This window comes from Caballeronia temeraria, from assembly GCF_001544795.2.
GTDB classification, from domain to species: domain Bacteria; phylum Pseudomonadota; class Gammaproteobacteria; order Burkholderiales; family Burkholderiaceae; genus Caballeronia; species Caballeronia temeraria.
In genome coordinates this window covers 24,403-49,088 of record NZ_FCOI02000042.1, presented here as the reverse complement: position 1 = coordinate 49,088, position 24,686 = coordinate 24,403, and the positions used below count along the sequence as shown (strand labels likewise).

Here is a 24,686-nt window from a genome sequence, read left to right as displayed (position 1 = left end):
CACTGGTGCATGGATCGTCGACAATCTGCTGCGAGCGACAACCAGGTGTCGCCCGCAGGAATCGGATCTTCGCCGCCCCGGCAAAGTGATTCTGTTTTCTAGCCCCAAAAACACCATTCAACGTCACTGCATCTATGGCAACCACGCAACCTGTCGCCCTTGTCACTGGCTCGACCTCAGGTATCGGCTCAGCGATCGCCCGGCGTCTTTCGTTGGACGGATTTTCGGTCGTCCTGCATTCGCGAAGTTCGGCGGAAGCGGGACACGCACTGGCCCGTGAACTCGGATCGGCGGCGTACGTGCAAGCCGACCTAGCGAATGATGCTGACAGGGTCAAGCTAATCCGTGAAGCGATTGCCGTATATGGCCGACTCGACGTTCTGGTCAACAACGCCGGCATCGGTCGAGTTATCCCCCATACCGATATGGCGGCGGCCACACCGGAAGTGTGGCGGGAGTTGCATGAAGTTAATGTCGTCGCGCCGTTTCGCCTCGTAACCGAAGCACAGTCGGCGCTGCGTGAAGCTGCCGCGGAAGGAAGGCCGGGTTGCGTCGTAAACGTCAGTTCGCATGCAGGAGTCCGCCCTAAGGGCGCCTCCATTCCCTACGCGGCGACCAAGGCGGCACTAAACCACGTGACGCGTTTGCTCGCGCTGTCGCTTGCCCCAGACATTCGCGTGAATGCTGTCGCGCCGGGTCTGGTGGACACACCCCTCACAGCAAAGTGGACGCAGGCCCAGCAGCTATGGAAAGAGCGTTCGCCTATGCGACGAGCCGCAAGCCCCGAGGATATTGCTCAGGCGGTCGCTTTTCTCGTCGCTTCGGATTATCTGACGGGCGAGATTCTGCTCTCTGATGGGGGACTGAATCTCACGTAGGCAGCGAAACACGACCCACGTCTGGGTCGGTTGGGCGTCATTGTCCGTCAAACGATGAACTGAGGAACGCGCCATAGGCTTGCGAGAAACGCCACATCCGAGTCTTCCAAGGTGCGGCGTTTCGTCCTCGGCGCAAACCGCATGCAGTCGCTCAAGTGATCGGTGATCTTGCCGTAAACAAGGGTTTTCCCTAGCGGCCAATAATGAAAAATATTCCTTTCCGGGTGCGCATGTGGCTCCCTTTGGCGATCAGCCTCGTCTGCCTCACTGCACTTTCCATCTTTGATGCGTTCGAAATGCGCGAAATCCGATTCGAGGAACGTCGCGCCACGCTCGGGGCGGTCACGGACGCAGCCCTCAATACGATCAAAGACTACGCGGCAAAGGTGCAGACGGGGCAACTCACGGACGCCGAAGCGCGCAAACAGGCGGCGGAGCGCGTGCGGGTGATGCGTTACGGCGCAGACGGCTATTTCGCGATCATCGATCCCGATGTCACGCTGGTGATGCACTCCACGAAGCCGGATATGGAAGGCAAGAGTGCCAAAGACATTCGGGACAAGGACGGCGTTCACATGTGGTCCGATGCGGTAGCGCTTGCACAGCGCGACGGCCAAGGCTTTCTTCGGTATAGCTGGCCGAAGCCGGGCGCGAGCGAAAGCGTGTCCAAGCTCAGCCATGTCGTCTCGTACGGGCCGTGGAAATGGACGATTCTGACGGGCGTCTACCTCGATGATCTTCAGGCGGACTTCATGCGGTCGATGTATCGCGCGCTTCTGGTGTTCGCTGGCATGGCCGCGCTGCTTGCGCTGACTACAGTGTTGCTCAACCGTTCCCTGCGACGCACGCTCGGCGGAGAGCCCGAATATGCGGTTCAGATTGCAGACGGGATTGCGAGCAACGACTTATCGGTGGCGGTCGTGACCGAACCGGACGACCACTCGAGCCTTCTGTATGCGATCAGCCGTATGCAACGGCAACTGAAGCAAACCGTCACGGCCATCAAGACGTCCGCGGATTCGATCGCCACTGCGTCGAATCAGATTGCGGCCGGCAACCTCGATCTTTCTCAGCGTACGGAGCAACAGGCGGCATCACTGCAGCAGACTGCAGCGAGCATGGAAGAGTTGACGTCGACGGTTACTCACAATGCGAGTAACGCGCAGGAAGGAAATCGTCTAGCTTCTGCAGCGGCAGACGTCGCCGACCGTGGCGCAAGTGTCGTCTCCGATGTCGTCGCGACGATGGAAGCGATCAACAGCGACTCCAGGCAGATCGCGGATATTGCCGGAATCATCGAGGGCATAGCGTTTCAGACCAACATCCTGGCACTGAACGCTGCCGTCGAAGCCGCGCGAGCAGGCGAGCACGGGCGAGGCTTTGCTGTCGTCGCCTCGGAAGTACGATCCCTCGCGCAACGATCGTCAGCGGCATCGAAAGAAGTCCGCGAGTTGATCGACAGATCCGTTGAACGTGTGCGCGCTGGAACGACGCACGTCGAGGATGCCGGTGCAACCATGACGCAGATCACAGAAGCCATTAAGCGAGTCACGGGGCTGATGAGCGAGATTGCCGCAGCGTCTGAAGAGCAAAGCAAGGGCATCGAACAAGTCAACCAGGCGGTATCGCAAATGGACGAGGTGACGCAACAGAATGCGGCGCTCGTTGAAGAGGCCGCGGCTGCCACGAATGCACTCGAAGCCCAAGCCGGCGAGTTGCGCGCGTCGACGACGGTTTTTGTCGTCTGACGCATAGCTGAAAACGACCTGTAAATACTGCCGAGGACGGCTGACACACCCTATTTTTGACGGGAAGGGCGCGCCCCAAGCACTTTGGAAGCGGCCGTTCCTGGTTGCTCAGCTTGGAACGGCAGGTACGGGTCCGGCAAGCGAAGCTCGCCGGCCAGCGCGTTCAGCGGCGAGCCGCGCGTCCTACCAACTTCGGGGATCGGCCAGAAGCGGCCGGCCGACCTTGCCTCAGAATTGTCGACAACGCCGCCGATATCGAGAGGCGAGCTAGCCCAACGCGCTGTTATCTCCTCCAGAAGAGCCCTTCTGGGCACAAGCGAAATCGCCGGTCGGCGCTCCACGATTTCTTCGCCTCAGAGGGTGATATTGCTGCGAAGGGCACTCTTACGTGGATCGCCCGGCGTATAGCGCGACCGCCTCGAAGGGCGCACAAGAACGAGGTCTTGTGCGCCCTTCACGCATCACTCACACAGTGCGTTCTTTGACCCGATCAAGCACGGGCAGCAGTTCTTCGGGGTCGGGCCGGCGCGTGTAGTCCGGATTAACTTCAGCATAAAGGATCACGTCGTCTTGCCCGATGACGAATCGCGCTGGCATCGGCAACGTCCAGCTCGGCTCACCGTTCGCAACGGCTAGATCGTTTTTGAAAGCGGTCTTGTACAGGTCCGCCAAATAGTCGGGCAACTTGAACCGGATACCGAATGCCGCTGCGACTTCATTGCCTGGATCCGATAGGATGGGGAAGCTTACGTGGTTCTCGCGCTGGCTACGCCGACTATTCGGAGCGGTCTGCGGTGAAATCGCGACGAGTTGGGCACCCCGGCTTTCAAGCTCCGGGAGCGCGGCCTGAATCGCCTGCAGATCGAAGTTGCAGTACGGGCACCATACGCCGCGATAGAACGTGACGATCAGCGGGCCATTCGCGAGGAGATCAGTAGACGAGTGCGGCGTTCCTTCCGCATCTTTCAGGGTGAAGGTTGGGGCCTTGTCTCCAACCTTCAGCGCCTTTGCAGCGGCACTGGACTCGATGAGTTCGCGCGTGGCGCGATGCATCGGTTCGTGAATGTGTGACGGTGCGTTGTAAGGAGGGCCGCCGGCCTCGAAGTTGGCACGGAATGCGTCGAGCTTGTCTTGCAGTGACATGAGAAGACCTCTTTCAGGTGATAAAAATTACGTCTTGGGTACATCAGCGTAAAAGGGATAGTCGAGATAGCCGCGGTGATCGCCGCCATAGAACGTCGAGCGGTCATAGCCGTTGAGCGGCACGTTGCTCCGGAATCGTTCCGGAAGATCGGGGTTCGCGAGGAAGGCGCGTCCAAAGGCGACTGTGTCGGCAACACCGGATTCAATGATGGCTTCGGCACTGTCGCGATCGAAACCACCGGCTGCCATAACCGAGCCATGGAAGATTCCCCGCAGCATGGCCGCGGCGATCGGTTGAGCACCGTCTTCGATTTCCTCGGTGCCTTTGATGCGGGGCTCGATGACGTGAAGATAGGCGAGGCCGAAGCGGTTCAGCGCTTGCGTCGCGTTGGAGAATGTTGCTGCCGGATCGCTGTCGGACATCCCACCGAACGTCCCGCTCGGAGAGAGCCGGACGGCGGTTCGATCCCCGCCCCAGACAGAGGTCATTGCCTCCACTAATTCGATCAGAAATCGCGCTCGATTCTCTTTTGTTCCGCCGTATGCATCGGTGCGGATGTTGCTACCATCCTGCAGGAACTGATCGGCAAGATAGCCGTTCGCGGAGTGCAGCTCGACGCCATCGAATCCTGCTTCCATCGCACGCTCCGATGCCCGACGAAATTGAGCAATAAGTTCAGGTATTTCGTCCAGTTCGAGCGCACGAGGCATCGCAAATTCGATCTCACCATTCCTAGAGAAACCAAGGCCGTCGGCGCGCAAGGCGGATGGCCCGATGGGTGTTTCGCCGTCGATGATATCGGGATGAGACTGGCGGCCACTGTGCCAAAGCTGCAAAAAGATAGTCGAGCCGGCTGCGTGCACGGCATCCGTGACCCTGCGCCATCCCGCGATCTGATGATCGCCATAAATTCCCGGCGCACCGGCATAAGCGATTCCTCGCTTCGAGACCGGCGATGCTTCGGCAATCATGAAGCCGCCTTTGCTCGCGCGTTGCCGGTAGTAATGAACCATCAGGTCGCCGGGTACGTCGCCCGCCTCGGAGCGCATTCTTGTCAGGGGAGCGAGAACCACGCGATGGGCAATCTCGTATGGACCGATCGCTGTAGGGCTGAAAAGCTTGCTCATGAAAAACCACCAAATTGATGTGCTGAGTGAGCAAGTTAAGTTATTCCATGAAAAAGCAGTAGACTGCTATTTTCGATAACACTCATTCCAATGGAGAATGACCCGTGGACCGATTCGCGACCATGGAAGCATTCGTGCGCGTTATTGAAACGGGCTCCTTTTCGGCAGCTGCGCGCCAACTCAGGGTTGGTCAGCCCTCGATATCAAAAGCTGTTGCACAGCTTGAAGAACGACTGGGAACGCGACTTCTTTCACGTTCGACGCGCGGGTTAACGCCGACCGAGGCAGGTCAAGGTTTTTACGAGCGGGCGAAGCGTGCGCTCGACGAAGCAAACGAAGCGGACCTGGCTGCGACTGGAGCCGGGACTGGGTTGACGGGGCGTTTGCGCTTCAGTGCGACTGTGACGTTTGCCCGGCTACACGTCATGCCGGTGCTACGGGCTTTTCTTGAGGCGCATCCTGCACTCACCGTGGAAGCAATTCTCGACGACCGTAGCGTCGACCTGATCGGAGAGAACATCGACATTGCGCTGCGGATGGGAGATCCCAAGTCGATGACAGTAACGGGAAAACGGATCGCCACGTCCCGACGCTTAGTCGTTGCGACTTCCGACTATCTTGATCGGCATGGCACGCCTAAACGACCCAGTGATCTACCAAACTTCCCTGCCGTCATCTATGCGCAGGGCGGTGGCGGAGAAACATGGACTTTTCGAAAGGGCGTGAAGTCTGAGGTGGTGACGCTCAGGAACATGATCAGCACCACCGCAGCCGAGGGCGTACGTGAGGCCGTCTTCGCAGGCATGGGGTTGGCAGTTTCCACGGAGTGGATGTTCCAGCCAGAGATCGATCTCCATCGTGTTGAGACTGTTCTTCGCGACTGGACGCTCCCTTCACTTGATCTTTGGGCTGTTTATCCGGCAGGGCGGCAAGCGACTGCGAAGGCGCGCGCCTTTGCAGCTTTCATCAGCGAATGCCTGGCAAAAACACCTTTTTCGCCTGTTGGGTAGGCCGATCGTTGCCGCCCGCAGTCGGCGAAAGATTGGCCGAATGGCTGCTACCGGGTGGGCCGTCGGTCCGCTAAGGGTCAGGTCGGCAACGGCCGGCGCCGACTCGACACATCGGCGTTCGCGCGGCTACGTTGCGGAACGCAGATAGGCGTCCAGCATCTCCAAATGCATTTCGGAGATCTTCTGCCGATCAGACCAGTGCGAATAATCGCGACCGGTGAACGCGTTGATAGTGAAGCGGTTTGAAGCGATGTAGTAGCCCATACCAACTAGCGTGACATAAAAGTCAAGCGGATCGATTCCGCTACGAAACTGTCCTGCATCGGCTCCGCGCGCAAGAATCGACCTGACGACTTCAACCACTGGCAAGATCGTCTCGCTGAGTTTTTCTGAAGACTTCAGGTACCGGCCCTGATGCAGGTTCTCGTTGTTGATCAGGCCGATCCATTCGGGGTTGTCCCATAGATGCGCCCAGATTGAGGTTGCGAGCGCTGCCATCGCCTCGCGAGGCTGCAGGCCGCTCAGGTCCAGCTCGCTCTCCTTCTGCGCGTAGTCGGCGTACATGGACTCCAATACGGCGACATAGAGCAGTTCCTTACTGCCGAAGTAGTAGTAGAGCATTCGTTCGTTCGTACCCGCGACCTGGGCAATTGCGTCGGTCCGCGCGCCGGCTAGTCCGAACTTGGCGAACTGACCTTTTGCCGCTTCGAGAATGCGGCGGCGGGTCCCCTCGGGGTCACGCTTGACTACTGACTTCGGCGGTTTGCTGTCCATTTTTTGTCGGTAAAGTTAGCGGCGGCATATGGCTGCTCGACAGCATTATGAACGCCACATCGCACCCTAGATCGGTTTGCCGCCTTGCCTTGACTTCGCTGGCCGCTCCGTAGGCTCGGTAGTGAGTCGTGACGATAGTGTCGCGGCAGCTAACGGAGGGAGCATGGCGTATCTAGGTCAACTCAGAGACATCGTCTACGCGAATGAGAAACGGGAGCCTCGCGTCGCGACTTACCGCTTGGTGCTACTTGAAGAAAAGCCCACAGCGGCTGTTGTGGTCCACCTGCTTCGTAACCACAACGCAGGAACCGTTCGCTTCGCGCGAGAGCAAGAACTCGACGTCGTCATCGGTCGCATTGTCGGCCAAGAGCTTCGGGGCATTCGCGTCGACCGCACGCGCGTCGTGGTGGAAACGGATCAGGGATTCATCGAGTACTCGCTCGACTTCAACGCGGCTGACCTGCCGGGCACTCGGCGAGTTGGCGAACCATGGAAACCGGCGGTTGTCGCCGTTGAGTCGCGCGACATCGTCGGCGGCAGTTTGCCCATATTTGTGGACCTAGCAAGTGCGCGCCCCGTCGACGCGTGGCTGCTGAAGGTTCTAAAACGACGGTCCAAATAAGGACTTTTCGGCAAGCCCTTAAGAATTTCGCTGGTTTGGCCGCTATGACGTCTTCTACCGCCGAAATTATTTTAGGAGAGAGGATCTGCTGTGCCGCCGAGATTTATACAAGCAGGAAACGAGATAAGCCTCGCGCTTTTGGACATTGAATTTGACGTATTCGAGCAGTACAAGACGAAAGAAGATCGCATTCAGGCACGTCGCGACGTCCATGAGCATGTGCGGCAAAAGTACGGCTTGGCGAGCGCTCGCGAGGCGGTTCGCTGTCGGGAGATTAGCGCGTTGGTCGCGAACCGACCCGCGATGATGCATCTTTTCGACTATGACGAACTGAAGGCGATGGTGATGCTCAGGGTGAAGCCGACACTCGTTGACCAATTCATTGCGGCAAAAAGAGGGACGTCGTCGTTTGGCTTACCGGATATTCTTGGGTTGGCTCTCCATGCGAAAGAGCGTCACGATTGGGGCTGGGACTAGGAGCGTCGATGCAACGATATGCGGTCGGAGAATGGGATTCGCTGTGGGCCAGCGAGCCCTACATGAAGCACCGGTTCGTGCTCGATCTTGAGTCGCGCGCCGTAATCGCCGGCGAAGACCGCGTCCGACGCCACTGGTAGTCGATGCGTCTTGAGCACGTCGCCTATATGCAGCAACTTCTCGATCAAACGTTCGATTCGATATGGGACGAGCCAGAAGAATTCGGCCTTGTTCGTCAGGACTGGATCCCATCATGGGCGACAAAAGCGTGGCCGTGGCCCCCATTGCCCGAGGTCCAGGACGTCGAGAAGATGCTGGACAGTTCAGACCTGCCCGTCGAGCGCGACGAGCACGGCTGCATCATCTTTCCGCCTCGCTTCATCGCCGACGGACGCAAGTAGCAGCAGCGAGCGTGGCGGCCGCGCCGGCACCGGTCGGTCGAACATGCGGCACACTGCTTGTTTTCGTTGGAAGAGCGATCGGTGGCCAAGGCATACAAACCCACGGCGGAACAGGAAGCCGTCGTCGAAGCCGCAAAAGGCGGCGGCGACCTGAAGGTCAAAGCGTATGCGGGCGCAGGCAAGACTTCGACGCTTCGGCTCGTCGCCCAGCAACTCACTGGCCGGCGCGGTAGCTATCTGGCGTTCAACAAGGAGATCGCGGACTCGGCGCGCCGCGGCTTTCCGGCCAACGTCTCAGCCCGCACCGTCCATTCGCTCGCCTACGCTAGCACCCCCGCGTGGCTGACCGCGCGCATCAACCTGCCGTCCGAGCCGCCGCACGAACTGGCCGCGCGATATGGGTTCGGTCCTATCGAAGTGCCGACCATCACGGGAAAGAATGCGGAAGTCGCGCCGTTCGAGATCGGCCGGATGATCGCCGACGGTCTCGGCCGCTTTTGTCGGTCCGCTGACGATACGCCACAGCCCTTTCACATACCGGTCGACGAAAAGATCCGCGACGACGCGGCCGACTGGCTTCGCGAGCAGCTCGCGCCTAGCGTTGGGCGGTTGTGGGCGGAAAGCATCAACCCACGCGGTCTGAAGGCGATACAGCCGGACGTTTATCTGAAGGTGTGGGGCCAGTCCAATCCGCGTATCAACGCCGACTTCATCTTGTTCGACGAAGCCCAGGATAGCGATGGGATCATGCTGTCCGTTCTTGCCAAGCAACGACACGCGCAGACGATCTACGTGGGCGATCCGTACCAGCAGATCTACGAGTGGCGCGGCGCGGTCAACGCGATGGCACAGATCAATGCGCCAGAGCGACCGCTGACTGAGTCGTTTCGTTTCGGGCCGACCTTCGCAGGACTCGCGAGTTGCGTGCTCGCACTGCTTGGGGAATCCACCCCGATCCGAGGCCAGCCGACCATCGGCTCGATCATGGTCGAAGATCCATCAGTGCAGCCGCCCGTCGACGCGGTGCTTTGCCGCAAGAACGCGACGGCAATCTGGCAGTTCGCGGCGGGCATTGAGATGGGGCACCGACCGGCGCTTCGCATGAACCCGAGCGAGATCATTGCCTTTGCGGACGGTGCTGATCAGTTGCTCAACGGAAGGCGGACCTTCCGACCAACCGCCCTATCGCTATTCGAGAACTGGAAAGAAGCGCAGGCTTTCGCGCGCAGCGCGGTCGGACGCGACTTGCTGCCTGTCGTAGAGATCGTCGACGATCGCGGCACGGATTACTTGCGCGCACTCGCTCAACGCCAAACGCCCGAAGGCCAAGCTGACTATGTCATCTCGACCATTCACCGGGCGAAGGGACTGGAATGGAAGCGGGTGCGGATCGTCAACGACTTCCGCTTCAAGATGGTCGACGGTCGGCTGACCTCGGACGAGGACGAGATGCGGCTGCTGTATGTTGCGCTCACGCGGGCGCAACACGTGCTCGACATCTCGGATGTTCGCGACGAACTGCTTCGGCTCTTTAACGTGCCGAAGGCCGCTCGCGGATAAACGCTCAGGCCGCTTTTGCCCGCAAGGCGGCGTCTCGCTTGAGCGCGGCTTTCGCGGCCGCCTTGGTCTTACCTGCCCGTGACGGCGGCTGGCAGATGCCACACACCATCGAATGTCAGCGGGCGTGTGCCCAGGCACGTGCATCGCCTTTGCAGTCATGCCGCCGATGGCAAACGCTTCGCCGTCCGCCAAAAGATGATCGAACTGTGTTCCGTCCAGGCAGAACTCCGGCTCGAGGTTGAAGTGAACCGCACCGTGAACCGCACCGGGAATCGTGGAGGCCGGTCGGTTTAAGTTAATGCAGGCACGTCAGCGGCATTTCTGAGTTGCCTGTAGTGGTTTGCCTCAGCCTCGGCGGGCGGGATATAGCCGAGCGGTTCCATGAGCCGACAATGGTTGTACCAGGCGACCCATTCCCCTCGCTGCCCGAGGACGTCAGTAGCGCTTCTCGGCGCAACGACTGTCGTCGCCGCGCCTGCCGATAGGAATCGCCTTCGCCGACGTGAATCCGCTGCCTACCTAGAACGCCTCGCCACCCGGACGGGTACGCATCCCGCGCGCAAGGCGTGTCCAAGGCAAGTCAGCCGGGTCAGCCACCATTGGGCCGGGCGCTTTCGCGACAAGCACGGCCTTGGCGATCGGCTCGAAATCTGCACGGAAATGCACCGAGCTCTTGTTCACCAAAATCCTCATCTCCTCAGGCTGGATACCGGCCACGCGATAAAGATTTCGATCCAGCATCTGCGCCTTGCGCGAGCTCACCGCGATCAGCACGTCATCGAAACGCAGACATGCCACAGGGCCAAGCTCAGCTTGCATCCCGTTCATCATCGGGCCGTCGTAGCGGCAACGTCCATCAGATAGCGATACGACCTCGAATACGCCGGCGAACGGCGCATCGCCCGGTACGTTGGATTGCCCGCCCAGCGACAGTTCCAAGCGCGCGCCGACGCCCGCACGATGCGCAGCCGCCGCCGCAGCGGGATCGTAGATCAGCCCGAAGGCCGCGCCGTTCGCGCCATTGCGTACCAGTGCACGCAGCATCTCCATTGTGTTGGCATCGCCACCCGCGCCAGGATTGTCCTGCGTATCCGCAATCACAACCGGACGGCTTGCACCGTTCGACAGTCGCATCGCTTCGCGCACGGCCTCGTCGGGCGAGAGAAACGGCACGCACCAGGCGGACTCTTCAGCGAGCATGCGGCTGTACAGCGCGTCGACGGCCGCTTCCGCCTCCTCGGCCGAATGTGCGTAAGCCCAGATCACCGGACCGCATTCGGCGAAATCTGCTGCCGGAAAACCCGGCGCGAACGACGCGGACACCACCGCGCCCGCCTCTGCCGCGCTCACGGACTCGTACATCCCGCGCGACGGCTCGAGCAAGGTGCACATGCCGTTGATCGGAATCAGGAATGGCAACCGCCGCGACGCGCCGTGCAGCGTCTCGCCCGCCAGGAGCCGTTCGAGCAGCGCGGCCGCGCGCGCACCCGTGTCCGCCATATCGACATGCGGATACGTGCGGTATGCGACCAGCGCGTCGGCGTTACGCAACATGCGTTCCGTGACGTTTGCATGCAGATCGAGCGAAGCGACGATCGGCACATCGCGCCCGACTATCTCGCGTACGCGCGCGAGGAGCTCGCCTTCGCCGTCGTCGACATGCTCGGCGACCATCGCGCCATGCAGATCCAGGTAGACCGCGTCGAAGTCGCGCGTACTCGCGGCCTCGACGACTTCGCCCGCGATCCGCTCGAAGGCGTCGCGCGTGACGTGCGCCGATGGACTCGCGCCCGCCCAGATGACTGGCACTAGCGTGTGCCCCGACGCTTGCGCCGCGCGAATGAATCCCCCTGCGGGAATGTTGACCTCGCGCAGCGCGAGCACGTCGGCGCCGCGACACATCAGCGGAAAACCTTCGCCGCGCTCGAAGCTTTCATAGGTGGCTTTCGAGGGCGCGAACGTGTTCGTTTCGTGCTGGAACCCGGCGATGAGAATGGTGCGACTGGAATTCGGCAAGATGCAAGCCTCTCGTTCTCGTAGTTTGTTCGATGAATGGGCGAAGGTCACGCCGCACGGGCGGGACGCATGAGGATCAGCACGAGCGCGCCGATGGCAAGCAGCGCGACCATCACGTATAAGCCGGCGTGCAGGCTGCCGGTCGCGCTTTGTGCCCAGCCGATGATCGTCGGGCTGAGAAAGCCGCCGATCAGCCCAATGGTGTTGATGAGCGCGATCCCACCCGAGGCGGCGTCGCCCTTCAAATGCTCGGAAGGCATCGCCCAGAACACCGTGTAGGCGGACCACATCATCGCAGTCGCGATGGTCATGCAACTCAGCGATATCGCCAGATCGCCGCCGAAGAAGGTTGCGAGCGCGAGCGCCAGCGAGCCGACGAGAGCCGGAACCGCGCTGTGATAGCGCCGCTCGCCGCGACGGTCGGAACTGCGTCCGATGCAAATCATCGTGATGGCGGCGGCGACATAGGGAATCGCGGAATACAGACCGATCTGCATCGTGTCCTTGACGCCCGCCGCCTTGATGATGGAAGGGAGCCAGAAACTCACGGCATAGATGCCGCAGATGAAGCAAAAGTACGGCACGGCCATCAGATAGACACGAGGATCGCGCGCGACCTGCGCGAACGAATGATGACCGCCGGAAGTATCGAGTTCGGACGCGAGCAGACGTTTTTCATCGTCAGAAAGCCAGCGCGCGTCGGCGGGACGGTCCGCGAGTACGAACAGCGCGAGCACACCGAACAGCACACACGGCAGGCCTTCGATGAGAAACATCCACTGCCAGCCGTCGAGACCATGCGCGCCAGAGAAAGACGTCATGATCCAGGTCGAGAGCGGCCCGCCGAAGGCGCCGCCGATTGGCCCGGCAAGCATCACGATCGCCATCACCTGCGCCATGCGCAACCGGCCATACCAGTATGTCAGATAGAAAATCATGCCGGGCGCGAAACCAGCCTCGAACACACCCAGCAGGAAGCGCATCGCATAAAAGGTCGTTTCGCTGCGCACGAATAGCATTGCCGCCGATGTCATACCCCAAAGAATCATGATGCGGCTGATGGTCTTTCGTGCACCGACCTTCGGCAGCAAGAGATTGCTCGGAACTTCGAACAGTACGTAGCCGAGAAAGAAGATACCCGCGCCGAGGCCATAAACGGCGTCGGAGAAACCGAGATCGCTCTGCATCTGCAGTTTGGCGAATCCGATATTCACGCGATCGAGATACGCGAATGTGTAGCAAAGCAGCAGGAACGGGAGCAACCGCCAGTCGAGCTTGCGATACAGCGCCGCGTGCAGCTCGGTCATGTGCGTGGAGGGAATGGCGGACAAGTGCGTTCTCCGGTAAACGTTTTCGGTCGTGAGGTGAATCTATCTTCAACGGCCAAAACGCGACGAGCAAGAGCAACCGAAGCCGGCTATCGTTGCCTCTTGGGCAACGTTTGAAAGTGGTCTTGAGATGCGCGAACTGAATCAACGAAGGCTGCGGTATTTCCATGAAGTGCTCGCGCAAGGCTCGATCCGCGCGGCGGCGGACAGCCTCAACACGGCGGCATCCGTCATTACGCGGCAAATCCGCTTGCTCGAGGAAGAGGTCGGCGCGCCACTGTTCGAACGACAGGCGCGCGGGGTAAAGCCGACCGAAGCGGCGTCGCATCTGCTCGAATACTGGCGTGGCTGTCAGGCACAGCAGGAACAACTTGAAGACCGGCTGCGGGCGCTGCACGGCCTTGAGCGCGGGCACATCCGGCTTGCGATCAGCGAGGGTTATATCGACGGCCTGATGGAGGAAGTGCTGAGCGACTTCCACATGCAGTATCCAAAGCTCGATGTGGCGGTCGATATTCTGCCCGTCAACGACGTGCTGGAAGAAGTCGCCCAGAGCCGCGCGCACATCGGCCTCGCGTACAATCCGCCGGCGCATCCCGATATCGTGTATCGGGCGACGTCATCGCAGCCGGTGGTATTGCTGGTCAATGCGGCGCATCCGCTTGCAAAACGGGGCGGCGCCGTTACCATCGGCGAGATGTTGCGCTATCCGCTCGCATTGATGCCGCCCGCCTTCGGTCTGGGACAAGTCATCGAAATGCTCGCCTACACAGAAAATGTCGAGGTCAGACCAACGCTCGTCACCAACTCTCTGCAGGTGCTGCGCCAGTTCGTGACCCGCGGCGAAGGCGCGACGTTGATCGGTGCGTTCTCCGTATACCGGGAGATCGATGCGGGCGATTTGGTCGCGTTACCCATCCTGCATCCGGTATTCGAGGCAGCGAAAGCACGCATTCTTGTGAAGGCGCGACGGCCGCTTTCCGGCGCGGCGGAAGAACTGCTGAGTTGGATTTTGCAGCGGATGAGCGTATTTGCGGCGAGCGCCTAGAGCGCGCTCGGCAAACCACACTTGCGCGATGTCGCAAAGACATCGACCGATCAGGGAACCGGTGGCGGGCAACGCGCCGGTTCCTGGCCGACAGCGGACGCGAGGGCTCTCGGCCAAGGACGGCTGTGCTTGCGCGCCGCGTTGCTGGCAGTGACTTCGACATTGACACGGCACATCTGGCACGGTATTGTCCGACAACCTGATTAATCGTAGACGCAATGCTTGAGCTTGAAAGACCTGACTCGCTGGTGCAGCGGGTAGTAGGAGCGATCCGCGCGGAGATTCAGGCGGGCACGTTCCCGGCGGAATCTCGCTTGCCGACCGAGCAGCAACTTTCGGAGCGGCTCAATGTCAGCCGCTCGGTCGTCCGAGAGGCGATCGCTCAGTTGAAGTCCGATGGCGTGCTGATTGCGCGTCGAGGTGCCGGCTCGTTCATCTCCGGCACACCTTCGGGCACGGTGTTTCGCCTTCCCAGTCCCGACGGCAGCCGGGTCGACCTACCGCAATTGTTCGAGTTTCGACTGTGGATAGAGACGCAGGCAGCCACTGCGGCCGCGCGACGTCGTACTCGCGCCGACCTGCAGTATATGAAGGCCGCGATCCGCGAAATGGAGGAGAAACGCAACGATTCCAAGGCGGCCTCGGCGGCAGACGTCGCCTTTCATCGAGCGATCGCGGCGGCGACGAAAAATGAGTACTTTGTCGCGTTCCACGATTTCCTGCATAGCCAACTCGCGATAGCGCGGCGGGCGCAGTGGGAAAAGACGGCGCACCACGCCGGCGACTTCGCCTGGCGCGAGCACGGCGAACTCTTCGATGCCATCGAACGGGGCGATTGCATTGAGGCGGCCGCAGCGGCCGAGCGCCATTTGCGCGCGGCGGCAAAGCGTCAAGGCATCGATCTGCCTCGCAACGATTGACGCGGGGGCGCCTACGCAAGATGTGAGCGCCGCAATTTTTTTTGCGCACATTGTCTGACAACCTGATTTCCTGACTATCGCGGTATACGGGCAACTTCCCGATACGAACCAACCACAAACCGGAGACATTTAGTGAAAGAGCAAGTCCAAGGCCGCACCTGCCTCAAACACCTTCCGTTGGCAGGAGTCGCCGTCGCGTGCACACTCGCGATCGTTAGCGAGGCACACGCGCAAAGCAGCGTGACGCTATACGGCATCATCGACGAAGGCGTGAATTACACGAGCAACGTCCAAACCAGTCCCGGCAACGGTCATAACCTGTTCAATCTATCGAGTGGCATATTGAGCGGCAGTCGCTGGGGGCTGCGCGGCGTGGAGGATGTCGGCGGCGGGATGAAGGCTGTCTTCGTGCTCGAGAGCGGCTTCGATGTAAATAACGGCAGGATGGGACAAGGTTCGCTCGAGTTTGGTCGGCAGGCTTACGTTGGACTCGCGACGAACTTCGGAACGATTACCCTCGGCCGCCAGTACGACCCGGTCGTGGACTACGTGCATGCGCTGATGCCGAGCGCCATGTTCTCTGGAAGCATCGGCGCGCATCCGGCTGACGTCGACAATCTGAACAACGCGAACCGCGTGAACAATGCGATCAAGTATCGCACCGTCACCTTGAACGGCTGGTCGGCGGAAGGGCTCTATAGCTTCGGCGGCGTTCCGGGAAGCGTCGGCGCGAATCAGATCTGGTCCATGGGCGTGGGCTATTCGAGCGGTCCGCTCAACATCGGTGCGGGTTACCTCAACGCACGCAACCCGAACGCATCGTTTTTCGGGACGGCGGTCGGCGCCACGGCGGCGAGCAACAACTTCGGCAGTTCTCCTGTCATCAACGGTTACGCGTCGGCGCAAACCGAGCAGATCATCGGAGCCGGTGCGACCTATGCGATCGGCCGCGCGACGCTCGGAGCCATTTACTCCAATACCAAGTTCAAGAACCTGAGCGGGACCGCATCTATCTTGAACCCTGCCGGAGCCAGCGGCACGGCGACCTTCAACAGTGCCGAACTCGACTTCCAGTATCAGTTGACGCCGGCGCTGTCGGTCGGCGCCGCCTACAGCTACACGAAAAACAGCGGCGCACATGACGCCAGCTATCACCAGGGCGCGCTCGCTGCGAACTACGCAGTCTCGAAGCGAACTGACTTTTATCTGATCAGCGTTCTGCAACACGCTTCAGGTACCGACTCGACCGGCCATGCGGCACGCGCATCACTTAACGGCCTGACGCCATCGTCGTCGAATCAGCAGGCCGCCGTTCGCTTCGCCGTGCGCCACAAGTTCTAACGAGTCGTCACACACGGCTTCACCTTCCAACAGGATGCTTCCAGTGAATACCACCCGTTCGCTCACCGACGAAAACCGCGCGCGCCTTCGTGGCGTCAGCACGGCGACTCTGACTACTGCACTCTTCAAGCGAGGCCTGCGAAACGTCTGCATCCAGGGTGTGCTGCCGGTTAACTCAGCGGCGGCGCGCATGGTCGGCGAGGCGTTCACGCTGCGCTATATCCCGGCGCGCGAGGATCTCGACACCATGTCCGTCTTCACCGATCGCAGTCATCCGCAGCGGCGCGGCATCGAAGAGATTCCGGCCGGTCACGTCATGGTCGTCGATTCCCGCAAGGACCCGCGCGCCGCTTCCGCGGGCGGCATCCTCATCACACGCATGATGATGCGCGGCGTCGCCGGAATCGTCACCGACGGCGGTTTTCGCGACACGCCGGATCTGCGCTTGCTCGACTTCCCGTGCTATGCGGTCCGTCCGTCCGCGCCGACGAATTTGATACACCACCACGCGGTGGATCTGAACGTGCCGATCGCGTGTGGCGATGTCGCCGTGTATCCCGGCGATATCGTTGTCGGCGATGCGGAAGGCGTCGTCGTGATCCCGGCGCACCTGGCGAACGAAATCGCCGAAGAAGCGGCCGCGATGACGCTTTTCGAGGATTGGGTCGATGCGCGAGTCCGCGAAGGCCGTTCCACTCTTGGCCTCTACCCGCCGGGTGACTCGGCGCGAGCAGAGTTCGAGGTCTGGAAAGCAAACACCAGCAAGTAGGCCGGCAAATCCGGAAACGGTTGCGCGACGCCTTCTGTGCGCCGCCCAGCTGCAACATCGTCAAACGCCACAGCGCGCGGGGAAAGCCGCCGGGCATGGAGACCATAGTGACAAACCGTAGTGTGGAAACGCAACTTTTCACGCGCGTTGCGTGGCGGCTGGTGCCGCTTCTGATCGCGATCTTTCTCACCGCCTATATCGATCGCGCGAACATCGGCTTCGCCAAGTTGCAGATGCTCACAAGCCTGCATATGAGCGAGGCGTCGTACGGCTTCGCATCATCGCTGTTTTTCGTTGGCTATCTGTTGTGCGAGGTGCCGAGCAATCTGGCGATGCATCGGTATGGTGCTCGCCGCTGGATTTCGCGCATCATGTTCACGTGGGGCATCGCGACGCTGTTGCTGGCGTGGACGCCGTCCGAAACCGCGTTCCAGGTGCTGCGCTTCTTGTTGGGCGCGGCCGAGGCGGGACTTTATCCGGGCATCATTCTTTATCTCGGCATGTGGTTTCCGGAACGCCAGCGCACCGGCATCATCGGATTGCTGACACTTGGCAGCAGCATGGGCAATATGCTCGGCTCGCTCATCGGCGGCTTCTCGCTCGAACTGCACGGTTCGCTCGGCCTTGAAGGCTGGCAGTGGGTGTTTCTCACAACGGGCACGCCCGCTGTGTTGCTGACGTTCGTCTCGTTGTACTTTCTGCCCGACAATCCGCGCTCGGCGCGCTTTCTCTCCGAGCGCGAGAAGGAAGTCATCGAGGACAGCCTGCGCCGTGATCCGGCGCCGGTCCAGGCGACCGGTGGCGCCTGGTCGTTCAACTCGCTCGTGACCGTGGCGCTGTTTTCGGTCGGCTATGGCACGATCTCGATTGCGATTTACGGTATCGCCTACTGGCTTCCTACCTTGGTCAGGGGCTTTGGGGTATCGAGCAGTGTTAACGGCATGCTCAACATGATTCCGTGGTTCCTGACATCACTGATGCTGCTGTGGCTGCCGCGCCGCTTGCGCACGCCTCGCACCGTGCTGATGGCGGCGTTCGCTGCCGCGTTCCTCGGCATCCTGTGCTTCATCGCGAGCGTCGGGCCGTTTTCGAATGCGGTCCGTTTCGCGGCGCTTTCGCTCGGCGCGCCATGTCTGTATCTGATGATCCCGTGCTTCTGGGCACTGCCGCCGCGGCTCTTGCCTGCATCGTTCATGAAGGGCGCGGGCGGCGCCGCGGCGCTCGCCGTCATAGCAGCCGGCTCCAGCGTGGGCGGCTTCCTGGCGCAGAACATCATGCCATGGGTCGGCAAGACGATGCACAGTACATCCGCACCAATGCTCGTGCCCGCCTTTAGCCTGCTATTGCTCGGGATCGGCGCGCTCGTCGTTTGGTTCCGTCTCGGTCTCGCGCGACGGGACCGCGCCGATGCGGCCACGGCAACTCGGTAATTTCGATAAAAAGCCTGCCCTCTGGGGCCAATAGGAACGGTCTGCGCGCTCGTCGCCCCTACGCGACGAAGCCCGACGAGCGCGGGGACCACTGCAAAATGGAAAGGCGTTGCGCGGCATGATCACAATCAGGCAATCCAAAAGTGTCTCCCGGAAATTGCGCGGCTTCCTCTCGCTCGCCGATTTCGAGGCAGCGGCCAAACGCAAGCTGCCGCGCCCTCTTTTCGGTTACGTCGCGGGCGCGACGGAGGACAATGCGTCCCTCGCGGACAACCGCGCGGCGTTCAACGAATTCGGCTTCGTTCCGCGGGTACTGCGCAACGTAGCGCAGCGAAGCCAGTCGACGAAACTCTTCGACGTACGCTACGAGTCCCCGATCGGCATTGCGCCAATGGGCATCAGTTCGTTGACGGGCTACCGGGGCGACCTCGCGCAGGCGCAGGCGGCGCGCGCGTGCGGCGTGCCCATGATTCTCAGCGCGGCGTCGCTCATCCGGCTCGAAGAAGTCGTCGAAGCCGCGCCAGGAACCTGGTTCCAGGTCTATATGCCGAGAACGCTCGAAGAGATGCGTGCGCTGGTGGCGAGAGTCAGCGCCGCCAACGTATCGACGCTGGTCGTCACGGTAGACTCGTCGGTCGTGCCGAATCGGGAAAACAACCTGCGCAACGGCTTCCGGACTCCGCTCAGGCCGAACTTTCAGCTATTGCGCGACGGCCTGACGCATCCGACCTGGTCGCTCTTCACATTCCTGCGCACGTTGCTTCGTCACGGCATGCCGCATTTCGAGAATGCCTCGGCGCAAAGAGGCGAGCCGTTGCTCTCGCGTCGCGCCAACCGGGATTTCAGCGGACGTGAACATCTGGACTGGGATGCGATCCGCGAAATTCGCGCGCGCTGGAAGGGCCCGCTGGTGATCAAAGGCATTATGCACCCGGACGATGCCGCGACCGCGCGAGACCTCGGAGCGGACGGCATTATCGTATCCAACCATGGCGGCCGACAGCTCGACGGCTCGGTCTCGCCAATGCGCATGCTTCCTGCCATCGTGGAAGCCTGCCCTAACATGGAGCTCATGGTCGACAGCGGCTTTCGACGCGGCACTGATGTATTGAAAGCGATTGCTCTCGGCGCGAAGTGCGCTTTCATCGGGCGGCCGATGAACTACGCAGCGTGCGTGGGCGGTCAGGCGGGCGTGGAGCATGCCATCGGTCTCGTGAAGGCTGAGATTCACGCGGATATGGGTCTGCTCGGTGTCAACCGTCTTGACGAACTCGGGCCCGAATTCTTGCGCCTGCTGCGTTTCGGCTCAGTGACCTGAGCGCGCCGATATTCTTGTACGAGATGAGACAAGTCGCGCCGTGGTCGAAGTTGATCGAGCCGCATCATCCAAAAGAGAGCACAGCATGTCCATCACTCAGCCTTGCAACCGCCTACCGGGCAACGCGTCGCCCTGAGAGCATGACATTCCTGTTCTCAAGGCGCGCCAACGCAGTCGAAGGATTCGGTTGGACAACAAGCATTAATGTCCTTCTTCCTCCACTTTCAGGTTGTTCTGGACCGATGTCACGCCAGGAACACCCTCAGCAACCTTCGCTGCGAGATCTATCTGCGCCTCGTCAGGAACCATCCCCACAAGATAAATCTTGCCGCTACGAGCGATGGCATGAACATCGGACCATACGCCCTTTTGCTTGTACAAGGCCGTCTGAACTCGTTTCCCCAACGCCTTGTTTGCTGCTCTGTTCGACGAACCAGGGGCCGCTGTCGGTGAAGTTGCCGTCGTCTGTTGTGCGTAAACGACAGGCACGGTCGCGACAATGGCGCTGACGGCGATCGCTGTGGCAACGCAGGCTTTCATCGTTTTCATCTTTTCTCCTTCAGATGATCGCTGCATGATTCGCTGTAAGTGGAAACGAGGCGGGATCACGGCGTGCTCGTGACCCGATGAGCCGTCCGGTTATCTCGGCCACCTCATGCGACAAGTCGGGACGCCCGAACCGGAAACGCAGTCGAGCGCCCCGTAACAACTTCGGGTTCTATGCGGCTTTCTTCACGCTGCCGTGCGGATCGATGACGAATTTCTTCGGCGAGCCGTCGCTGAACGTCTTGTACGCCTCCGGTGCCTGCTCCAGCGTGATGAACTCAACGTTCAGCATCGCGCCGAGATAGGGCATCCGGTCCCACAGGATCGCCATCATCAAATCGCGGTTGTAGTGCATGATGGGTGCCTGCCCGGCCGTTAGCTTCGGCGACTTGATCCAGGCCTTGCCGAAGTCAACAGGCAGCTGGCCCTTCTTCGTCAGATCGGTGCTCGCCTTCGGGTCAGCGTCGGTATAGATGCCCGGGACGCCCATCGCCCCACCGGCCCGCACCACTTCGAGAAGCGTGTTGATTACCGCCTCCGAGTGCTCGCTGTTCGCCTCCGGACCACTGCCGTGCGCCTCCAGCCCGACGCAATCCACGCCGCAATCCACCTCCCGCTTGCCCAGGATCGCTTCGATCTGATCGGCCACCGGCGTGTCCTTGGTGAGATCGACCACTTCGCAGCCGTTGTTCCTCACCAAGTCCAGCCGCGCCGGATTGGTATCGGCCACGATGATGCAGGACGCGCCGATCAGGCGAGCTCCCGCCGCGGCGCACCGGCCCACCGGCCCGGCCCCGGCGATATAGACTGTCGATCCGACCCTCGCCCCGGCCTCCATGAGACCATGAAAGCCGGTCGGCAGGATGTCCGATAACAGCGTGAGATCGCGGATTTTCTCCATCGCCTGGTCCTTGTCCGGGAAAGGCAACAGATTCCAGTCCGCGTAAGGCACCATGAGGTAGTCGGACTGGCCGCCCTGCCAGCCGCCGAGATTGAAACCGTAGGCGCCGCAGTCGACGGCGTCATTGACGTTCATGCACACATCAGTGTGCCGCTCCTTGCAATTGCGGCAGCGCCCGCAAGAGACGTTGAACGGGACCGAACATAGGTCGCCCTTCCTGATGAACTCGACGTCCGGCCCGACCTCGATGACTTCCCCGGTCATCTCATGTCCCATCACCATCCCTTTAGGCGCGGCAAAGCGGCCGTGGTAGATGTGCTGGTCGCTGCCGCAGATGTTCGTCGTCACGATCTTGAGGATGGCGCCGTGATTGGCTTTCTTGCCTGTCGGCGTGACCAGCTTGGGATAGTCGAAAGTCTGCAGCTCCATCTTCATCGGACCCATGAACGTTACTACGCGATTGCCGCTCGCAGCCATGATATTTTTCCTTGTCGAATGTGTAAGGACCGATCGACATCCCCATCACTGAATGGGTAAGGCGTGACGATCCCGACCACCTATGCAGGCTAAGAGATGACGCCGATCTGGTCGACGTGGCCACTGACCCAATGACGATGACGTCAAGACTAGGCTCTTGGCGGTTACCTTTCTTTCTCAATCCTGCAAGAATTTGTCGGATCTCTGCGCTCCTGCTGCGAGGGTTTCTGACGTGAACGTACGGCAGCATTTCGCAAAAACTGCGCAGGCGAAGAGAAGAAAATCGGCGCTGCGCGCGCTACCTTTGCCTTACGGTGCGCGGGTGCGCGAGCTCCGCGTGCACGCGATAGTCCCTCAGCGAGACGAAGAGGAGCAGCGATGCGAACCGACGACGACATCAAACGAGATGTTGAGTACGAACTGAGGTGGGATCCGGACATCGATCCCTCAGATATCGGGGTCGCGGTCAAGGACGGCGCGGTCACATTGTCCGGCTTCGCACGCAGCTTCCGGCAAAGGACCAAGGCCGAGGAGGACGCGACGCGTGTGCGGGGCGTGAAGGGGGTTGCAAATGATATCGAAGTGCGGTTGCCTCTGGTTAACAAGCGACCCGATCCGGAGATCGTGCGCGAGATCATCGCCCAACTGAAGGCCGAGCTGCCTTATGCGGTGGAAGATATCAAGGCGGTCGTCAGGGACGGACACGTGACGCTGAAAGGCGAAGTCGAATGGGACTATCAGCGCCGCCGCGCGGCCGACACGGCGCTGCGGGTGAGCGGCGTAACCGGCCTGACGAACGATATTGAGATCAAGCCGAAGATCCAGCCCGAGGACCTCAAGCGCAAGATCGAGGACGCGTTCAAGCGCAACGCGGAAGTCGACGCACAGCACGTCACGGTGGAGGCCGAAGGCAATAAGGTCGTCCTGCGCGGCAAGGTCCGCTCATGGGCCGAGCGCGAAGAGGCCGAGCGGATTGCATGGCTTGCGCCCGGAGTGACGTGGGTGGACAACCGGATCACCATCGATTACTGAGGGGGCGGGAAATGGGCGGCTAGCTTGCGTATCGACGTGGCCGAGGGGCGGGAAACGACACGGCAGCGAGACTGGGAGCCCCCTCGCAGCTCTCGATGGCCGCCTATACCGCCAGAGCGACTTGCGTTGATGAGACCGCTCTTCGGCTCGTTGCGCATGAATTAACGGACTCGCGAGGTTCTCATGAAAATCTTGGTGGTTCTAACTTCACACGAGCAGCTCGGCGATACGGGCCGGAAAACCGGATTCTGGCTCGAAGAGTTTGCCGCGCCTTACTACGCGTTCAAGGACGCGGACGTCGAGATGACACTCGCTTCGCCAAAAGGCGGTCAGCCACCTCTCGACCCCAAGAGCGACGATCCGGATGCGCAAACTGAAGCGACCCGGCGCTTCAAGAAGGATGGCGAAGCGCAAGCGGCCCTGGCAAATACGGCGAAGCTCTCATCTGTCTCGGCCGCGGACTACGACGCCTTGTTCTATCCCGGCGGACACGGACCGCTATGGGATCTGGCGGAAGATCCGCAATCGATCGCATTGATCGAAACCATGTATGCGACGGGAAAGCCGGTCGCCGCGGTTTGCCACGCTCCCGGTGTGCTCCGTCATGCAAAAGCGCCCGATGGCTCTCCGCTCGTGCGCGATAAACCCGTAACCGGCTTTGCCAATTCAGAAGAAGCCGCTGTCGGTCTTACGGAAGTGGTGCCTTTCCTCGTCGAGGACATGTTGAAGAAGAATGGAGGCAAGTATTCGAAGGGGCCGGATTGGCAATCATACGTGGTCGTCTCGGCAAGCCTGATTACTGGCCAGAATCCCGCTTCGTCGGAAGCAGTGGCCAAAGCGCTGCTCTCGAGGCTGAGCATGGCCTGATACGGCGCTTGAGTTGAAGGAATGAGTCATCGCCAGGGCCGCGACCGGGACCCGCAGACCTGGAACCCGGACCCAATCCAGCTCCGTGATGCTGATGCCCGCCGAATTTGCATCAGTCCCACCTAGAACTTCACTTCGATCGCACGCACAGAGCATCTTTTCAGAAAACCAACTTCGACGCCTGACGGGGACGCGATCGACGATCGTTTGACCACGTCATGGGGCTTTCTGTTGCTGTCCGTGTCAGTTGGCTCATGTCCCTGTTTCGTCGGATGAGAATCGAGGAACCGCATCATGCAAGCTCCTTTTGGAGATCACAGAACGACGCAACCAACGATGGCCCTCTTACCGGGCGAAGGCGACATGCGTGTGCCCATTGTGACCAGTCGTGTCCGGCCGATGCGCGGGGAAAGCTACTTTGGGAAATGTGTCATCCGGCTCCTCGAACGTGATAGTCCGACCACGGCAACTGTTGCGTGGAGCGACTCGACCTCCTGCTTCTACGGCGCACAGCTATGGCGGCGCGGCACCGCGAAGAGAGTCGGGGTCTGCTCCCTGAGTGGCCAGAACATTGCGAGAGGCGACGCCGTATATCGACCCAGACGTGTTCACCCTGCACCACGAAACGTCGAAGCCATGATTCTGGCCGCAGTGCTGGAAACTGTCTGCGTGGAAGGAAGGATCTGACAGTTCGGCTCTGATCGGGCACGGATCAAGCACCAGGAGATTTTGACGGACAGGCATCTTCCGCAAAAAATGGCAGAGCGTGCCCCAGCTTCTTCGCCGTGAAAGCCTGAATGAAGCGGTGGCCCTCGTTGCTGCGACCGCAGTGTGAGCCATCACACCTGCGGCGCAGACGTTTTTATCAGCAGCGTGGCCGATGGCCTCCGGCACGGCTGTATCCGGCGCGGGAATACTACTCGTCATCAATTGTCGCGGCTGCGAAGGCGGC

23 protein-coding genes and 2 pseudogenes are annotated in these 24,686 nt (G+C 60.7%); 16 read left to right on the top strand and 9 right to left on the bottom strand.

The window, feature by feature from the left end; translation table 11 throughout:
• The first annotated feature begins 134 nt into the window (after nt 1–134).
• Both AWB76_RS34420 and AWB76_RS34415 read left to right on the top strand, forming a co-directional pair.
• A complete protein-coding gene (locus AWB76_RS34420) occupies nt 135–878 on the top strand; it encodes an SDR family NAD(P)-dependent oxidoreductase (protein WP_061164565.1) in 744 nt (247 codons plus the stop codon).
• 203 nt (nt 879–1,081) lie between these two features.
• Nucleotides 1,082–2,626: a methyl-accepting chemotaxis protein gene (locus tag AWB76_RS34415; RefSeq protein WP_061164564.1), complete on the top strand. Its 1,545-nt coding sequence runs from the start codon at nt 1,082–1,084 to the stop codon at nt 2,624–2,626.
• Between the two features lie 465 nt (nt 2,627–3,091).
• Here the strand turns inward: AWB76_RS34415 and AWB76_RS34410 are convergent, their stop codons facing one another.
• The gene (locus tag AWB76_RS34410; RefSeq protein ID WP_061164563.1) at nt 3,092–3,769 is read right to left on the bottom strand and encodes a peroxiredoxin-like family protein; all 678 of its coding nucleotides are present in this window, start codon (nt 3,767–3,769) and stop codon (nt 3,092–3,094) included.
• A 27-nt stretch (nt 3,770–3,796) separates the two neighbouring features.
• Nucleotides 3,797–4,897: an alkene reductase gene (locus AWB76_RS34405; protein ID WP_061164562.1), complete on the bottom strand. Its 1,101-nt coding sequence runs from the start codon at nt 4,895–4,897 to the stop codon at nt 3,797–3,799.
• A 104-nt stretch (nt 4,898–5,001) separates the two neighbouring features.
• On the opposite strand from AWB76_RS34405, the gene AWB76_RS34400 reads away from it, so the two are divergent.
• A complete protein-coding gene (locus AWB76_RS34400; RefSeq protein WP_061164561.1) occupies nt 5,002–5,907 on the top strand; it encodes a LysR family transcriptional regulator in 906 nt (301 codons plus the stop codon).
• A gap of 126 nt (nt 5,908–6,033) precedes the next feature.
• On the opposite strand, the gene AWB76_RS34395 is transcribed toward AWB76_RS34400, so the two are convergent.
• A complete protein-coding gene (locus AWB76_RS34395) occupies nt 6,034–6,681 on the bottom strand; it encodes a TetR/AcrR family transcriptional regulator (RefSeq protein ID WP_061164560.1) in 648 nt (215 codons plus the stop codon).
• A 163-nt stretch (nt 6,682–6,844) separates the two neighbouring features.
• On the opposite strand from AWB76_RS34395, the gene AWB76_RS34390 reads away from it, so the two are divergent.
• The 4 genes from AWB76_RS34390 (at nt 6,845) to AWB76_RS34375 (ending at nt 9,741) form a co-directional block, all read left to right on the top strand.
• Nucleotides 6,845–7,303 carry a hypothetical protein gene (locus AWB76_RS34390; protein WP_061164559.1) on the top strand — a complete coding sequence of 153 codons (459 nt, stop codon included), beginning with the start codon at nt 6,845–6,847 and terminating at the stop codon, nt 7,301–7,303.
• A 90-nt stretch (nt 7,304–7,393) separates the two neighbouring features.
• The gene (locus tag AWB76_RS34385; protein WP_061164558.1) at nt 7,394–7,780 is read left to right on the top strand and encodes a hypothetical protein; all 387 of its coding nucleotides are present in this window, start codon (nt 7,394–7,396) and stop codon (nt 7,778–7,780) included.
• Between the two features lie 167 nt (nt 7,781–7,947).
• On the top strand, nt 7,948–8,181 hold the full coding sequence (locus AWB76_RS34380; protein ID WP_244173573.1) for a hypothetical protein: 234 nt from the start codon (nt 7,948–7,950) through the stop codon (nt 8,179–8,181).
• An 81-nt stretch (nt 8,182–8,262) separates the two neighbouring features.
• Nucleotides 8,263–9,741 carry a 3'-5' exonuclease gene (locus tag AWB76_RS34375; protein ID WP_061164557.1) on the top strand — a complete coding sequence of 493 codons (1,479 nt, stop codon included), beginning with the start codon at nt 8,263–8,265 and terminating at the stop codon, nt 9,739–9,741.
• Between the two features lie 4 nt (nt 9,742–9,745).
• Here the strand turns inward: AWB76_RS34375 and AWB76_RS43135 are convergent.
• The 4 genes and pseudogenes from AWB76_RS43135 to AWB76_RS34365 form a co-directional block, all read right to left on the bottom strand.
• Nucleotides 9,746–9,856, bottom strand: a pseudogene (locus AWB76_RS43135) (flagellar transcriptional regulator FlhC); the annotation flags it as partial.
• Nucleotides 9,832–9,984, bottom strand: a pseudogene (locus AWB76_RS42415) (MBL fold metallo-hydrolase); the annotation flags it as partial. The pseudogenes AWB76_RS42415 and AWB76_RS43135, both read right to left, overlap by 25 nt.
• A gap of 276 nt (nt 9,985–10,260) precedes the next feature.
• The gene (locus tag AWB76_RS34370) at nt 10,261–11,757 is read right to left on the bottom strand and encodes a M81 family metallopeptidase (RefSeq protein ID WP_061164556.1); all 1,497 of its coding nucleotides are present in this window, start codon (nt 11,755–11,757) and stop codon (nt 10,261–10,263) included.
• A 47-nt stretch (nt 11,758–11,804) separates the two neighbouring features.
• Entirely contained in the window at nt 11,805–13,088 is a 1,284-nt protein-coding gene (locus AWB76_RS34365; RefSeq protein WP_061164555.1) for an MFS transporter, read from the bottom strand.
• Between the two features lie 127 nt (nt 13,089–13,215).
• Here AWB76_RS34365 and AWB76_RS34360 point away from each other — a divergent pair, with 127 nt between their 5' ends.
• From AWB76_RS34360 to AWB76_RS34335, 6 genes are all read left to right on the top strand, one after another.
• Complete coding sequence (locus tag AWB76_RS34360) at nt 13,216–14,133, top strand: LysR family transcriptional regulator (RefSeq protein ID WP_061164554.1); 918 nt, start codon at nt 13,216–13,218, stop codon at nt 14,131–14,133.
• 218 nt (nt 14,134–14,351) lie between these two features.
• On the top strand, nt 14,352–15,053 hold the full coding sequence (locus AWB76_RS34355; protein ID WP_061164553.1) for a FadR/GntR family transcriptional regulator: 702 nt from the start codon (nt 14,352–14,354) through the stop codon (nt 15,051–15,053).
• 177 nt (nt 15,054–15,230) lie between these two features.
• Nucleotides 15,231–16,394, top strand: a complete 1,164-nt coding sequence (locus AWB76_RS34350; protein ID WP_061164552.1) for a porin — start codon at nt 15,231–15,233, stop codon at nt 16,392–16,394.
• A gap of 43 nt (nt 16,395–16,437) precedes the next feature.
• The gene (locus AWB76_RS34345; RefSeq protein WP_244173572.1) at nt 16,438–17,163 is read left to right on the top strand and encodes a ribonuclease activity regulator RraA; all 726 of its coding nucleotides are present in this window, start codon (nt 16,438–16,440) and stop codon (nt 17,161–17,163) included.
• Nucleotides 17,164–17,258: 95 nt separating this feature from the next.
• Nucleotides 17,259–18,593 carry an MFS transporter gene (locus tag AWB76_RS34340; protein ID WP_061164550.1) on the top strand — a complete coding sequence of 445 codons (1,335 nt, stop codon included), beginning with the start codon at nt 17,259–17,261 and terminating at the stop codon, nt 18,591–18,593.
• A gap of 118 nt (nt 18,594–18,711) precedes the next feature.
• Complete coding sequence (locus AWB76_RS34335; protein WP_061164549.1) at nt 18,712–19,911, top strand: alpha-hydroxy acid oxidase; 1,200 nt, start codon at nt 18,712–18,714, stop codon at nt 19,909–19,911.
• Nucleotides 19,912–20,112: 201 nt separating this feature from the next.
• On the opposite strand, the gene AWB76_RS34330 is transcribed toward AWB76_RS34335, so the two are convergent.
• Together AWB76_RS34330 and AWB76_RS34325 are read right to left on the bottom strand one after the other, a co-directional pair.
• Nucleotides 20,113–20,460, bottom strand: coding sequence for a BON domain-containing protein (locus AWB76_RS34330; protein WP_061164548.1), 348 nt, complete (start codon nt 20,458–20,460; stop codon nt 20,113–20,115).
• Between the two features lie 169 nt (nt 20,461–20,629).
• Nucleotides 20,630–21,835 (bottom strand): alcohol dehydrogenase catalytic domain-containing protein, encoded by a 1,206-nt coding sequence (locus AWB76_RS34325; RefSeq protein WP_061164547.1) that lies wholly within the window; start codon nt 21,833–21,835, stop codon nt 20,630–20,632.
• A gap of 378 nt (nt 21,836–22,213) precedes the next feature.
• Here AWB76_RS34325 and AWB76_RS34320 point away from each other — a divergent pair, with 378 nt between their 5' ends.
• The 3 genes from AWB76_RS34320 to AWB76_RS39735 all read left to right on the top strand — a co-directional run bounded on the left by AWB76_RS34320 (nt 22,214) and on the right by AWB76_RS39735 (nt 24,421).
• Nucleotides 22,214–22,867, top strand: a complete 654-nt coding sequence (locus AWB76_RS34320; protein ID WP_061164546.1) for a BON domain-containing protein — start codon at nt 22,214–22,216, stop codon at nt 22,865–22,867.
• A 183-nt stretch (nt 22,868–23,050) separates the two neighbouring features.
• Complete coding sequence (locus tag AWB76_RS34315; protein WP_061164545.1) at nt 23,051–23,734, top strand: type 1 glutamine amidotransferase domain-containing protein; 684 nt, start codon at nt 23,051–23,053, stop codon at nt 23,732–23,734.
• Nucleotides 23,735–24,028: 294 nt separating this feature from the next.
• Nucleotides 24,029–24,421: a DUF3331 domain-containing protein gene (locus AWB76_RS39735; protein WP_074171470.1), complete on the top strand. Its 393-nt coding sequence runs from the start codon at nt 24,029–24,031 to the stop codon at nt 24,419–24,421.
• The last annotated feature ends 265 nt before the right edge of the window (nt 24,422–24,686 follow it).

Excerpts from the sequence above, each read along its gene's own strand:
- AWB76_RS34405 (WP_061164562.1), bottom strand. The coding sequence starts at position 4,897 with ATGAGCAAGCTTTTCAGCCCTACAGCGATCGGTCCATACGAGATTGCC.
- AWB76_RS34410 (WP_061164563.1), bottom strand. The coding sequence starts at position 3,769 with ATGTCACTGCAAGACAAGCTCGACGCATTCCGTGCCAACTTCGAGGCC.
- AWB76_RS34330 (WP_061164548.1), bottom strand. The coding sequence starts at position 20,460 with ATGAAAACGATGAAAGCCTGCGTTGCCACAGCGATCGCCGTCAGCGCC.
- AWB76_RS34315 (WP_061164545.1), top strand. The coding sequence starts at position 23,051 with ATGAAAATCTTGGTGGTTCTAACTTCACACGAGCAGCTCGGCGATACG.
- AWB76_RS39735 (WP_074171470.1), top strand. The coding sequence starts at position 24,029 with ATGCAAGCTCCTTTTGGAGATCACAGAACGACGCAACCAACGATGGCC.
- AWB76_RS34420 (WP_061164565.1), top strand. The coding sequence starts at position 135 with ATGGCAACCACGCAACCTGTCGCCCTTGTCACTGGCTCGACCTCAGGT.
- AWB76_RS34360 (WP_061164554.1), top strand. The coding sequence starts at position 13,216 with ATGCGCGAACTGAATCAACGAAGGCTGCGGTATTTCCATGAAGTGCTC.
- AWB76_RS34355 (WP_061164553.1), top strand. The coding sequence starts at position 14,352 with ATGCTTGAGCTTGAAAGACCTGACTCGCTGGTGCAGCGGGTAGTAGGA.
- AWB76_RS34380 (WP_244173573.1), top strand. The coding sequence starts at position 7,948 with ATGCAGCAACTTCTCGATCAAACGTTCGATTCGATATGGGACGAGCCA.
- AWB76_RS34335 (WP_061164549.1), top strand. The coding sequence starts at position 18,712 with ATGATCACAATCAGGCAATCCAAAAGTGTCTCCCGGAAATTGCGCGGC.
- AWB76_RS34340 (WP_061164550.1), top strand. The coding sequence starts at position 17,259 with ATGGAGACCATAGTGACAAACCGTAGTGTGGAAACGCAACTTTTCACG.
- AWB76_RS34390 (WP_061164559.1), top strand. The coding sequence starts at position 6,845 with ATGGCGTATCTAGGTCAACTCAGAGACATCGTCTACGCGAATGAGAAA.
- AWB76_RS34320 (WP_061164546.1), top strand. The coding sequence starts at position 22,214 with ATGCGAACCGACGACGACATCAAACGAGATGTTGAGTACGAACTGAGG.
- AWB76_RS34415 (WP_061164564.1), top strand. The coding sequence starts at position 1,082 with ATGAAAAATATTCCTTTCCGGGTGCGCATGTGGCTCCCTTTGGCGATC.
- AWB76_RS34395 (WP_061164560.1), bottom strand. The coding sequence starts at position 6,681 with ATGGACAGCAAACCGCCGAAGTCAGTAGTCAAGCGTGACCCCGAGGGG.
- AWB76_RS34325 (WP_061164547.1), bottom strand. The coding sequence starts at position 21,835 with ATGGCTGCGAGCGGCAATCGCGTAGTAACGTTCATGGGTCCGATGAAG.